General features: G+C 55.7%; 16 protein-coding genes. 4 read left to right on the top strand and 12 right to left on the bottom strand.

Annotated features, from left to right (window positions below; genetic code table 11):
• Nucleotides 1-498 carry a DUF4112 domain-containing protein gene (locus ACUN9X_RS07790; protein ID WP_260036108.1) on the bottom strand — a complete coding sequence of 166 codons (498 nt, stop codon included), beginning with the start codon at nucleotides 496-498 and terminating at the stop codon, nucleotides 1-3.
• A 65-nt stretch (nucleotides 499-563) separates the two neighbouring features.
• Here ACUN9X_RS07790 and ppnP point away from each other — a divergent pair, with 65 nt between their 5' ends.
• From ppnP to ACUN9X_RS07775, 3 genes are all read left to right on the top strand, one after another.
• Entirely contained in the window at nucleotides 564-845 is a 282-nt protein-coding gene (gene ppnP, locus ACUN9X_RS07785) for a pyrimidine/purine nucleoside phosphorylase (protein WP_260036109.1), read from the top strand.
• 270 nt (nucleotides 846-1,115) lie between these two features.
• Nucleotides 1,116-2,759, top strand: a complete 1,644-nt coding sequence (locus ACUN9X_RS07780; RefSeq protein WP_260036110.1) for a fatty acid--CoA ligase — start codon at nucleotides 1,116-1,118, stop codon at nucleotides 2,757-2,759.
• A 163-nt stretch (nucleotides 2,760-2,922) separates the two neighbouring features.
• Nucleotides 2,923-3,435, top strand: coding sequence for a DUF2780 domain-containing protein (locus ACUN9X_RS07775; protein ID WP_260036112.1), 513 nt, complete (start codon nucleotides 2,923-2,925; stop codon nucleotides 3,433-3,435).
• Between the two features lie 45 nt (nucleotides 3,436-3,480).
• Here ACUN9X_RS07775 and ACUN9X_RS07770 read toward each other — a convergent pair whose 3' ends face one another.
• From ACUN9X_RS07770 to ACUN9X_RS07730, 9 genes are all read right to left on the bottom strand, one after another.
• On the bottom strand, nucleotides 3,481-3,912 hold the full coding sequence (locus ACUN9X_RS07770) for a hypothetical protein (RefSeq protein ID WP_445472705.1): 432 nt from the start codon (nucleotides 3,910-3,912) through the stop codon (nucleotides 3,481-3,483).
• Entirely contained in the window at nucleotides 3,899-4,567 is a 669-nt protein-coding gene (locus tag ACUN9X_RS07765) for a glutathione S-transferase family protein (protein WP_260036114.1), read from the bottom strand. Before ACUN9X_RS07765 ends, ACUN9X_RS07770 begins: the two co-directional genes overlap by 14 nt.
• A gap of 119 nt (nucleotides 4,568-4,686) precedes the next feature.
• Nucleotides 4,687-5,553, bottom strand: coding sequence for a DMT family transporter (locus ACUN9X_RS07760; RefSeq protein ID WP_260036116.1), 867 nt, complete (start codon nucleotides 5,551-5,553; stop codon nucleotides 4,687-4,689).
• Between the two features lie 92 nt (nucleotides 5,554-5,645).
• Nucleotides 5,646-6,899, bottom strand: coding sequence for a D-amino acid dehydrogenase (locus tag ACUN9X_RS07755; protein WP_260036118.1), 1,254 nt, complete (start codon nucleotides 6,897-6,899; stop codon nucleotides 5,646-5,648).
• A gap of 92 nt (nucleotides 6,900-6,991) precedes the next feature.
• Nucleotides 6,992-7,759 carry a glutathione S-transferase family protein gene (locus ACUN9X_RS07750; RefSeq protein ID WP_260036120.1) on the bottom strand — a complete coding sequence of 256 codons (768 nt, stop codon included), beginning with the start codon at nucleotides 7,757-7,759 and terminating at the stop codon, nucleotides 6,992-6,994.
• A gap of 63 nt (nucleotides 7,760-7,822) precedes the next feature.
• Nucleotides 7,823-8,179, bottom strand: coding sequence for a translation initiation factor Sui1 (locus ACUN9X_RS07745; RefSeq protein WP_260036122.1), 357 nt, complete (start codon nucleotides 8,177-8,179; stop codon nucleotides 7,823-7,825).
• A gap of 39 nt (nucleotides 8,180-8,218) precedes the next feature.
• Nucleotides 8,219-8,569, bottom strand: coding sequence for a putative signal transducing protein (locus ACUN9X_RS07740; protein ID WP_260036123.1), 351 nt, complete (start codon nucleotides 8,567-8,569; stop codon nucleotides 8,219-8,221).
• 76 nt (nucleotides 8,570-8,645) lie between these two features.
• Nucleotides 8,646-9,200 (bottom strand): DUF4136 domain-containing protein, encoded by a 555-nt coding sequence (locus tag ACUN9X_RS07735; RefSeq protein ID WP_260036125.1) that lies wholly within the window; start codon nucleotides 9,198-9,200, stop codon nucleotides 8,646-8,648.
• Nucleotides 9,201-9,313: 113 nt separating this feature from the next.
• A complete protein-coding gene (locus ACUN9X_RS07730) occupies nucleotides 9,314-9,919 on the bottom strand; it encodes a YigZ family protein (protein WP_260036126.1) in 606 nt (201 codons plus the stop codon).
• Between the two features lie 73 nt (nucleotides 9,920-9,992).
• On the opposite strand from ACUN9X_RS07730, the gene ACUN9X_RS07725 reads away from it, so the two are divergent.
• Nucleotides 9,993-10,193, top strand: a complete 201-nt coding sequence (locus tag ACUN9X_RS07725) for a hypothetical protein (RefSeq protein ID WP_445472704.1) — start codon at nucleotides 9,993-9,995, stop codon at nucleotides 10,191-10,193.
• On the opposite strand, the gene ACUN9X_RS07720 is transcribed toward ACUN9X_RS07725, so the two are convergent.
• Both ACUN9X_RS07720 and ACUN9X_RS07715 read right to left on the bottom strand, forming a co-directional pair.
• A complete protein-coding gene (locus ACUN9X_RS07720; RefSeq protein ID WP_445472703.1) occupies nucleotides 10,190-11,503 on the bottom strand; it encodes a sensor histidine kinase in 1,314 nt (437 codons plus the stop codon). The genes ACUN9X_RS07725 and ACUN9X_RS07720 overlap by 4 nt on opposite strands.
• The gene (locus ACUN9X_RS07715; RefSeq protein WP_260036131.1) at nucleotides 11,500-12,186 is read right to left on the bottom strand and encodes a response regulator transcription factor; all 687 of its coding nucleotides are present in this window, start codon (nucleotides 12,184-12,186) and stop codon (nucleotides 11,500-11,502) included. The genes ACUN9X_RS07720 and ACUN9X_RS07715 overlap by 4 nt, the downstream gene beginning before the upstream one ends.
• Nucleotides 12,187-12,326 lie beyond the last annotated feature (140 nt).

Below are 12,326 nucleotides of genomic sequence, written 5' to 3'. Positions count from 1 at the left end.
TCAAACGGCTGAGCCACTGAAAAAAAGCGCCCGCCAGATCATGACGAGCAATGTCAGCAAAAGCGCACCGAACACCCCGATCAGCGAATAGAGTAACCAGGGGCGACGCTGTTTCTGCGGGTTCAGCTTTCTCTCGATGTGCTCATGCAACATCGCAGCGTTGCGGTTGTTCGCTTTCCACATTACGTCGAAAGCGTCGCCCACCAGCGGAATCAGTCCCACTACAAATTCAATCAGCACATTGCCAGCCATTCGTATGACCTGGCGTGGCCCGGCACCCACTTTTACAGCTTCAACCATCAGGTAAAGCGACAACAACAAGCCTGCCGCATCGCCAATACCCGGCAGCAGGCCGATCAGTGGATCAATGCCAAAGCGAATCTTGGTAAAGGGTATCCGGAACTGGCTATCCAGCAATCGGGCAGTGCCGTCGATTCGGGCCAGTGCCCTTTCATAACGCGCTTTATCAGCAGGATCGGGGGTGCTGTTTACAGGCATAAATTTCATCCGGATTTGATCATTTTCACGTATAGTAGGCCATCCAAAATTCAGGAGACATGACTATGTTGAAAGTAAACGAGTATTTCGAAGGTAATGCCAAGTCCATCTCCTTCCAGACAGCGACTCTGCCGGCCACCGTTGGCGTCATCAGCCCGGGCGAATACGAGTTCGGCACTACCAAGAAAGAAACAATGACCGTCGTCAGTGGCGCATTGACTGTACTGCTTCCGGGCATGGACACCTGGATGACTTACGCTGCAGGTGAGAGCTTTGAGATCGCCGGTCAGGCCAGTTTCAAGGCGAAGTCTGATATCGACACCGCATACCTGTGCACCTACGAATAACCTGATTGCGACAACGTTAAAACATAACGACTTTCGCCGTGCTCCCTCCCCGGGGCACGGCGACTTTGCTAAACCGATCACCTGCAGAACACCCTCTGCACCTTACCCCCGCCAAAACACTCCGCCCTCTGCCTTTCTGCCGCAAACCGAGACGCTCCGCATTGAATTTCAATGCAAAATACACCCTTTGCCTTTTCAGAAAACTGTGTCAGATTACGCATTCAAGCCAAAATAAAACTCACGTTCGCAATAACAGAGGGTTGTTTCAAAATGGCCAATACAAAAATAATTCCACCGGCGAAAGGGGCTTACAATTACCCTCTTCTGATCAAGCAGATCCTGCTTTCCGGTCCACGTTACGCGCCCAATGAAAAAATCGTCTATGCCGATCGCAGCGAGTACAGCTACAGCGATCTGGTTGACCGCATTCACCGCCTGGCCAACGTCCTGACCGACGCCGGTGTAAAGCCGGGTGACACAGTCGCGGTACTGGATTGGGATACGCCACGCTATCTTGAATGCTTTTTCGCGATTCCGATGATCGGTGCTGTGCTGCACACGGTGAACGTGCGCCTGTCGCCTGAGCAGGTGGTTTACACCATGAACCACGCCGAGGACGACCTGGTGCTGGTGCATGATGACTTCGTACCGCTGCTTGAGCAGGTCAGCAACGACCTGCAAACCGTCAAAGGGTATATACAGCTCACCGACAACGACAAGGCGGCCGACACCAGCCTGAAGTCCAAAGGCGAATATGAAGCACTGATCAGCAAGGCCGGCGATCACTTCGACTTTCCGGACTTTGACGAGAACAGCATCGCCACAACCTTCTACACCACCGGCACCACCGGCAACCCGAAAGGGGTTTTCTTCAGCCACCGGCAGTTGGTGCTCCATACGATGGCACAAGCAGGCACGCTCGGATTCAGCGACCAGATGCCAATGCTGCGTTCATCCAGCGTTTATATGCCGATCACGCCGATGTTCCACGTGCATGCCTGGGGTGTGCCATACGCCGCCACCATGCTGGGCATCAAGCAGATCTACCCGGGCCGTTACGAGCCTGAGCTGCTGGTCAAGTTGCTGAAGGAGCACAACGTCACCTTCTCGCACTGTGTCCCCACCATCATGCAGATGATGCTTGCCACAGATGCAATCAAGACTGCGGATCTCAGCAACTGGCATGTGCTCATCGGTGGCAGCGCGCTCACCGAAGGTCTGTGCCGCGCCGGCGCGAAGCTGGGCATTCGCATGTATACCGGTTATGGCATGTCCGAAACAGCGCCACTGCTGTGTTCAACTTTCCTCACCGAAGAAGACGGCAAGCTGCCTCTGGAAGACCAGATCAGCAAACGCATCAAAACCGGTATCGCCGGTCCAATGGTGGAGTTGCAGATTATCGATCCTGAGGGCAAGCCCCTTCCCCATGATGGAGAAACAAAGGGTGAAGTGGTTACCCGGGCTCCCTGGCTGACCCAGGGCTACCTCAAAGAGCCGGAAAAAGGTGAAGAACTCTGGAAAGGCGGTTGGTTGCATACCGGCGACGTGGCCACCATTGATCCTGATGGCACGCTGATTATTCGCGATCGCATAAAAGACGTGATCAAGACCGGTGGCGAGTGGCTGTCGTCTCTCGATCTCGAGAACCTGATCAGCCAGCACCCGTCAGTTGCCGGTACAGCCGTGGTCGGCGTCCCCGATGAAAAGTGGGGTGAACGCCCACACGCATTGGTGATGCTGAATCAGGGTGAAACCGCGACTGTTGAGGATATCCAGGCGCACTTGCAACAGTTTGTCGATAGCGGTGACATTAACAAATGGGCCATTCCGCAGCAGATCGACTTTGTTGATGACATTCCCAAAACCAGTGTGGGCAAGATCAACAAGAAACTGATCCGCGATCAACTCCACTGACCGTCATGCCCCGGCCAATCTGGCCGGGGCTCACGCCCCTCACTGATCCCTTTCAAAACTTTAACCGCACAAGTACTTTAAATTTGCTCTCCTTAACCGCATATTGAGTATATAAATTTATCAAGACGTACCCGCCCATCTCAGATCAAACGTCGGAGTTTTCATGAGTACCATCCTCAAACGTTTTCTTATCGTCTCCAGCCTTTACCTGCTCGCACCGACAGCCAACGCTCTGGATCTAGGCACCAAACTGAACACAGGTGCACTGGACCTGCCGCAACAGTCTGTCAAAGTCTCTGGCGAGGCCCAGCAATTGGTCGGCACGCTGCAGGAACAGCTGGGCGTCACTAAAACCCAGGCTGCAGGCGGCACTGGAGCCCTGTTGCAACTTGCACAAAACCAGCTCGACGGGAACTCGTTCAGCCAGGTGACTGACAGCGTTTCCGGACTGAGCGGTCTTCTCGGCGGAGGATCCGGAGGCAGCGGCAGCCTGCTGAGTTCAGCGCTGTCCAATATTTCATCAATGGATGGAGTAGAAAAGGCTTTCAGCGCCCTGGGTCTGCAAAGCGGCGCCATTGAGCAGTTTGCCCCGATTGTACTCGGCTTCCTGAAAGAACAGGGGCTGGGAGCCGACATCATTGGCAACCTGTCATCGCTGTGGGGCGTAGGCAGCTAACATTGTAAATAAGAAGGGGCGACATAGTCGCCCCTTCTTATTTGATCAACTGCGCTGATCCAAAACCCGTCTTATGATCTGTCGCCGTGTTTGCTGGCCCGCATCCTCAGCGTGCTGCATGCCACGACTTCGAGCTTCGTCGCGGGCAGACCCCGACACCACACCCGTAAAGTAATCAACCACTGCCCCCTGATACGCCTTGAATGGACCGTCACAGCTTGCCTGTGCGGCTTCGGCTATATCTGATGGCGGCGCAGACTCGATATGAACATAGGGATCTGCTGCTGCAACCATACAATTCTGGTAGGTACCAAACCGCCCCTGCAGTTCATTCTTCAGTGCCTGCTTTTGCTCATCATTGACGCTGGGAGACAAAGCGGCACAAGCACCCAACATGGCAGCCATCGCGGTAATACCAGCACCACGGGCGCACCGTTTTGGCCACCGACCAGGGGTTCGAGTCTCAGGCGAATGCATATTCCCCTCCTTTTTCCAGCCCGCGCTGGTAAGCCGGCAGCGCCTGGAAACGTTTAACATAGTTGCGGATCGCCGGCCGGTTGCGACCTACAATGCCACGGGCCAGTGATGCCTCCAGCGGAAAACTCATCTGAATATCCGCCGCGCTCATTTTATCGCCCAGAAACCACTCGTTTTTGGCAAGGTGGGCTTCAACGAAATCCATGTGGGTCTTGATTCGGGGACTGATAAACGAGCTCATCGTTTTGTCTGCAATACCCTTGGCGACGGGTTTAATAAGAAACGGCATCGGATTCGTTTTGATTTTCTCGAACACCAACTTCAGCAACAGCGGCGGCATCAGCGATCCTTCAGCGTAATGCAGCCAGTACGCATGATCGATCCACTGTTGAGTACCGGGAGCCGGCAACCACTCGCCTTTGCCATAAGTATGGGCCAGGTAATCCACAATTGCTCCGGACTCCGCAATCGTCAGGTCGCCATCGGTAATAACCGGAGATTTACCCAATGGATGGACCTCCCGAAGGCTGTCCGGCGCCTGCATCGTCTTGGGATCACGCTCATAACGTTTAATCTCATAGGGCACTTCGAGCTCCTCCAGCATCCACAAAATCCGTTGTGAGCGGGAGTTATTCAGGTGATGAACCGTGATCATGATTGTCTCCATTTGAATTTCAATACGAATTCGGCTGGTGGGTTCTTTCGAACCGCGACCGCTTTCAGATCACCGCATCCAGAAAATAGTCCCCTTACCCGCGACCCGATGCCACCTGCTCACGCGCCACGCCGGGCAGCAATCACCAGGCCAATGCCACCCAGAATCGTGAAAGACGACACGACCAGCCGCATTGTCACTGGCTCTGATACCAGCAACACACCGAGCACCGAAGCAATAACCGGCACTGACAACTGGACGGTCGCGGCGGTCGTGGCAGTGATAGCGGGCAGAATACGGTACCAAAGCACATAGCCCAACCCCGAAGCCAGCGCGCCTGACCCCACCGCAAGCAAAACACCGTTCAAACTGGCGTGCCAACCGGACATCGTAAGCAACCAGACCAGTACAGCAAGAGGCAATGCCCAAAGGAAGTTTTCGGCGGACGCCTGTATCGGGCTGGAAACACCTTTGCCCCGAAGCGAATAAACACCCCAGGCGACCCCTGACAGGGCCATCAGCACCGCGCCCTTTAGTGGTGGCGCCGTTACTCCGGGGGAAACCAGATAACACAGCCCGGCGATTGCCAGCGCTGACCCGACCCACTGTACCGGAGAAGGCCGTTCACCTTTAGCGACGCCCCACCCCACCATCGTCAACTGCACCATGCCAAACAGGATCAAGGCCCCGGTTCCGGTATGCAACGACACATAAGCAAAGGAGAAACACAGTGCATACACCACCAGCATGACACCGGACAACCACTGTCGCGGGCGAGACTCAGCAGCACCTGATGAAGAGCGGCGATTAAACCGGACAATCATCCAGAGCATAAGCGCCCCGGATGCCAGCCGGATCAGTGTATAGCTTCCCGGATCAATTGCCTCCGAGCCCAGTGCGAGTCGGCCCAGCACTGAGTTGGAGGCGAACGCCAGCATTGCCAGGGTGATCAATAGCAACAGGCGGGCATCAAACCTTTCCGTCACTTGATCTCCTTGGAACGTCCGAAAAAGCGGATGAACAATGGGAAGGCAGACCGCCGACAATACAACGGATTCGCCGAAGGTTTGCTCATTGATTAAAGTCCGGTGAAAGCAAAATCAACTTCCGGCTTGCGCCCGGAAATGATATCGGTGAGGCCGGCAGCCGAGCCACAGGAGTGCGTCCAGCCCAAGGTACCGTGACCGGTATTGAGGAAGAGATTGCGATAGCGGGTCCGCCCCACGTAGGGCACGTTGGAAGGCGTTGTCGGTCGCAACCCCGTCCAGAATGATGCCTGATCCCAGTGGCCACCTTCCGGCATCAGCTCGGCGCTGCGACGCACAATCGCCTGACAACGCTTGATGTTCAGGTCACGACTGTACCCCGTCAGCTCCGCGGTGCCCGCAACCCGCAAGCGGTCTCCCAGACGCGAATACACCAGCTTGTACTGGTCATCAGTAAGACTGACTTTGAATGCGGCCGCCTCATCTTTAACGGGCACCGTAATGGAATACCCTTTGGCCGGGTAAATGCGCAAGCCAATGCCCAACGGCTTTGCCACGATCGGGCTATAGCTTCCCAGGCTGAGCACATAGCTATCAGCTCTCAACGTGGTATGGGCACCGTTATTGACAGTATGCACGCCGGTAATTTCACTGGCATTCCTCTCAATGCCGACCACCTCGGTGTTATAGAGGAAAGTGACACCTGCCGCTTCCGCTTTGGCAGCGAGTTCCTGGGTGAACTTGCAGGCGTCGCCAGATTCGTCTTCAGCGGTATAGGTCGCTCCGACAATACGGTGTCGGGCGGGAGCCAGAGCAGGCTCAAGTTCGATTGCCTTCTCAGTGCTGATAACTTCCCGCTGGCATCCCAGCTCACACATGATACGAGTGGGTTCAAGCGCGCCGTCAAACTCTTTTTGATCGGTATAGAAGTGCAGGATGCCCTTCTCAAGCTGGTCATAGTGCAGGCCGGTTTCCTTTCGCAGCGCCTGCAGTTTTGCCCGACTGTAAGTGCCAATATTCACCATCTGGCGAATGTTGTAGCGGGTACGCTCAGGCGTACACTCACGCAGGAAACTCAGGCCCCAGAGCCATTGCGCCGGATCCATACGCAAGTGAAACAGAAGCGGCGCTTCTGGCTGGTTCAGCCATTTCAAAACTTTCAGCGGAGCGGACGGATTGGCCCAGGGTTCCGCGTGGGATACCGAGACCTGCCCACCGTTGGCATAACTGGTTTCCAGTGCCGCACGGGACTGCCGCTCTATGACCGTCACGTCATGCCCGGCCTGCTTCAGGAACCATGCGGTTGTTGTGCCCACAACACCGGCCCCCAGAACCAGAATATGCATCAGACCACTCCTTTAACGAAAAGATTGTTTGATTCGCCGGCTAATCCTAACGGCTAACCCGCATCAACACTCAACTCCGAGCACAGCAAAAACTATTCCACTGATTTTTGCTGTGCCGGCTTGCGATGCTTCCGGTAGATTGTCCGAACCCAATCCATGACAGGGCGATCTTCAAAAGCGGCACAAAATTCAGTGAATGCCTCAGGCATTTCAACGGGGGGTTGAAACGGCGCTTCCGGCGGCTGTGCCAGCGGCGCCAAAAGTGCAGCAGCCGTCAGATCCGCAACCGTGAACCGGTCACCCACCAGATACGCGGCGTCTTTGAGCCTGGCATCGAGCCGATCCAGAGCCTCGTTCAAACGCACCAGGCTGCTGTCGTAGCCCCGCTGGTTGATCCTCATGCCTTCCTTCATCGCCCGAATAACCATGGGCTGACTGGTGCGGAATGCCATTCGGCCGACGGCCCCCTGACCTCGTGTCAGTATTTCAAACATCAGCCGGGTGTTGTCAATCAGATGAAAGTAGGCTGTGCGCCTCAGGTGCGGGCCAATCTCCCGATCAGCAAACGCGGCCCATTCCAGTGCATCTTCAAATTCGCTGTCGTCCACCGGATACAAAGCGGGCGCTGACGGCAGTCGTTCTTCCAGCGTTTGAATAATGACATCTGATCCCGCGATATACCGATTGTCCATTTTCAGAACCGGCACCTTGTTCTGGCGGGTACGGCGAAAGATGACGGGCAAATGAAAGAGCGGAAGCAGATCGCGCGTCGTGTAATCAATGTGTTTGAAATCGAGCGCCCAGCGCACTTTTTCACAGTAAGGTGAAACGGGAAACTGATAGAGCGTGGGGTGCGGCATAAATGGCAATCCTGTTGATGTTCTCTTTACGGCGCACGCGTCTGCTGCGTTATGAGGCGAACTTCAGCCTCCTGCCTTTTTTACAGTCCAGCCTTTCTGTTGAAGCAAGGGGAGCAGGAGGTCCCGGTGATCGCCCTGAATCTCCACCACACCGTCCTTGACGGTACCGCCAGTGCCGCATTTTGCCTTCAGGGTTTTAGCGTATGCCTTGAGTTCTTTCTCGGCTAACGGAATTCCGGTTATCAGGGTTACACCCTTGCCTTTTCGGCCCTTGGTTTCCCTGCTGAGCCGCACTACACCGTCACCCGTTGCAGGCGCACTGTTTTTGCATTCACATGCGGTGACAGGCTGACGACAGCCCGGGCACATTCGCCCTTGCTCGGTCGAAAATACCAGCCCGCCTTCGTGTTTGTTCTTCACTGCCAAACTCCCGATATGTCAGTCATTTCCAGGCTGATGTCAGGATCCGATAAACCAGAACAGGAACGCCATGAAAAATCCGCGGCGATAACGTTGATCCGCAAGCTCTGTCAGGTGCGCCGGACCGCTGGTATCGCGGGATGCCAGTCCCGGCGCGATGGAGTCATCCACCAGGTCAGAACGGTCTTCATTCAGAATCGATTCTGCCCGCTGACAGTAGGCTTCGTCGACCTGAAGGCGAACCCCGCCCATGGCATCGCTGTACAGCCATTGCATATTGATAGTGTGCTCATCCATGACAAGGGCATCAATACCTTCGGATTCCAGCCGTGCCCGAGCCACATGAGCTTCGAAAGGTAAGCTATAGCGTGCGATTGTCACCCAACTCATATCGCCACCTGCCTGTCCGTTGTGAGAAAGACTCCCAAGGCTTGCAGAACCGCCAACCAACTTATTGAGCGCCGCTTTACAACGGCGGGTACTTCTCAAACATAGCCGCAACGACTTCATCAATTAATTCGCTACGCGCTTCCGGAGACTGTCTCTCGTTGAGGTAACGGCGACTGATACCACTCCAGATCACGCGTTCAGTCTGGCGATCGACAAGATCAACGACCAGCTTGCCTTCCTTGACCTGCCGAACTTCAGGCGCGGTGGATACACCAAAGCCAAAGTTCCCCCGGCCCAGGCCTAGCCCGTAGGTGAAACCGCTGGATTCCAATTTTTCGGCATCTTCAACCCGGTAACTCACCAGCAGGTCCGCACTGTCTTGCGGTGCTTCCTGCATCGATTCCTGCTCCAGTTCGCGCTTGACAGCCGCCTCTACCCGGCCGCTATCAAGACTCATAAAATCGTTGCTGGCATCCTTCTCGGCGAAGGCCCAGGTCTTGTAACTGGCGAACGACGCAGATGAATCGTAATCGGTTGTCACTGAGCTGGCGCAACCTGTGAGCGCAACCACTCCCAGCAAAACAATCAACTGAAATGCGTGCTTTTGATACGCCATTGCTGCCCGAAACATAAACTCTCCCCGAAAACTGAATTGGATCTCTTTAATCTTACACCAGAGCTGCGCTTACCGACTGCTTACAAACCTGAAATACACGCCCGCTGGTCTAATGACAGATACGAACGCTAGTGGGTTTCGGAGGCATCAATACCTTCAGCGTTACAGAATTCAAAGAAAGTGCCATGAACTTCTTCCGGTATCGCGACCGCCATCGTGACCTCTTCACCATAGTTCACGGTGACAACCTCCGCCTCATGCACTGAGCACCAGTGGCGCACCGGCTGTTCGCTGGCAAAGCCAAGGCGAAGCCGAACGCTGCGGGTCTGTCGAAAGGTCTGACGGGGCACCTCTGACAAGACCGCCTCGGTAGCACCGGCGTAGGCACGAACCAGGCCACCGGCACCCAGTTTCACTCCGCCAAAGTAGCGAATAACCACCACCATGACGTCCCCCATGTCCTTGTGTTGAATGACATTCAGAATGGGCTTTCCGGCGGTACCTGACGGCTCACCGTCATCATTCATCGCGGCTTGGGTAGCTGCCCCCGGACGACCAATCTGATAGGCCCAGCAATGGTGTCTTGCGTCTGGATAATCCAGCCTGGCCTGCGCCAGAAATGCCATCGCGTCCTCGCGACTGGAAACGGCCGTGACACGGGCAATGAAGCGACTCTTCTTGATTTCGATTTCGCGCTCAAGCGATGATGCGGGAATGGGATAGTCTTTCTGCATAGCATCCTTGAAGTGATGGCTGCCAGTACGGCAATGACAGATTTCAGCTTAACAGCCCGAAGGAAAAACTGACATGCGCGGCACCGATGACAACAACGATTCCGAAACTGAATACGACGAGGATTCAGGCCCTCAAGCCCCCGGTACCGCAGGTGAGGCTCGAATCGTCAAAGCCGGCTGCGGTATCCGGTTTGAAGAAGATCAGCTCAGTGACGGTATTGCTTTCGACGGTGTTGAAGCGCTCAAGCCGACTGTTCCCGAAGACGATGCCTAGACAAACAGAGGCCAGGACAGGCGTACTTCCAATCCGCCCATGTCGCTGTTAACCGCATCAATCTGACCATCGTGGGCCTGCATGATATCGCGGGAAATCGCCAGCCCCAGCCCCCAGCCCTGTCCGCCACGCGCCTGATCGGAACGGAAGAACGGCTCAAACAGGTTAACCAGATCCTCACTGGCCACTCCCGGCCCCTCATCCCGAATGGTGCAGACCAGCGAGTGTGCTTCAACCGTCAGGTTCAGGTGGACCTTGTGCTCGGGTAGCGTGTGGTCCAGCGCGTTCTGCAGGACATTGTCCAGGGCCCGATAAATCAACCCGCTATCCCCCAGAACGGTTGCCTTGCGCGCGTCTTCATCCATCGTCAGCTGACAATCCACGCTGCGCTGCTCGGCGTAGTCAGCCGCGCCCTGCAGCACATCATTCAACACGCGGACAAAGCGTACCGGCTCGCGGGCAATTGCCTGGCCTTTTTCGCTCAGCCGATAAAGCGTCAGAATCTGCGACGTCATGGCTTCAATGCGTTCATTTTGGCGCAGGATAGTGGCCATCAAATCGGCATCATGCCCGGCATCGCCAGCCAATTCTATTGCCACCCGCTGGCGTGCCAGGGGCGTTCGAAGATCATGGGAAATGTCCCGCAGTAATTGCTGTTGCCGGGAAAGCAACGTGCAAAGCCGGTCTGTCATGGCATTGAACGCGCTGGCCAGTGCTCCGATCTCATCACGGCGATTGGCCACAGCATCATCTACCCGCAACGACATGTCACCCACTGCTATTGCCTGAGCCGTCGCCTCGACTTTACGCAGCGGCCGGCTGATGTGGCGCGCTATCCACCAGCACGCCAATGTAATCATCAGGAAGGTCATCGCCATCTCAAACGACCGAAGCATACGCGGGCCCAGCCATCCGCTGCTGTCTCCACGCTGCCAGATCATCATTCGATAGCCTGCCGGGGCATCAATTACTGCCGGACGCTGCGGCGGAAAACCATGACGCAGATGCTTGCCGAATCGTCCGGGTTTGGTGTTCTCCTGTTCATCGCTATCGACCAGTATCAGGTAAAGCGATTCACGCTCTCCGATCCGGTGCAGTATGTCACGGGCACCGCGCCTGTCGCCGGATGCTTTCAGCTCAGCCGCCTGCCGGGCAACCTGTGCCAGATCATCCCGCTGTTCAAGCTGGACCCGTTCCCGGCGTGACAGCTCATGAAGCGCCATGTTGCTGGCCACTACAGCAACCGCCATGGCAATCCATATAAGCAAAAAAATGCGCCAGAACAACGGCAATGTCAGCCTACGCTTCATACCGGGCTCCGGTAGCTGTAACCGAGCCCGCGAACGGTCTCGATACGTGAGTTATCGCCAGCATCCAGCTTACGTCGCAAATTACTGACGTGCATATCCAGCGTTCGGTCATGGGGCGTCAGCCGCCGGCCGAGCGCCCACTGCATCAAATCCGTTTTGCGTACAACGGTGCCGGCACGACTGAGCAGCACCTGAAGAATCTCGTATTCGGTTGCCGTCAGCTCAACAGGCTGGTCATTCTGAAACACCCGCCGCTGCTCTGCCTCAATACGCAGATCACCCACGATCTGGGATTTCTCGATGTCCGACTCCTGATCCCAGGCCACCCGGCGCAATGTCGCCTGAATCCTTGCCACCAGCTCCCGCGGATTGCAGGGTTTGGGAATATAGTCATCAGCCCCGACTTCAAAGCCGACAATGCGATCAGTTTCCTCGCCCCTTGCTGTCAACAGGATGACCGGCAGACGGGTTTTGGCCCGCAACCGGCGCAGCACATCAAGGCCGTTGATATCCGGCAACATGATATCCAGCACGACCATATCGACCAGCTCGTCCTGGGCCAACGCGAGACCATCTTCACCGTTGGCCGCTTCGCGCACCACAAACCCCTGACTGACCAGGTAACGGGTCAGCAGGCTGCGTAATTCGTCATCATCTTCCACCAGCAGAATACGATCCTGCATGCAGATACTCCCACGGCAATTCGTTAAATCGGAGTCAAGTTTATCACGCCCGATTTCAGGCACTTCCAGCCTTTACCTAACCTTTACACAGCGCTGACAGAACCTGACACAACACAGCGTAGTCTGAATCTCGAAGCAAG

The sequence above is a fragment of the Marinobacter sp. V032 genome, assembly GCF_052645435.1.
Note: the sequence above shows the minus strand (reverse complement) of the source record. Positions and strands in the feature narration are given on the sequence as shown.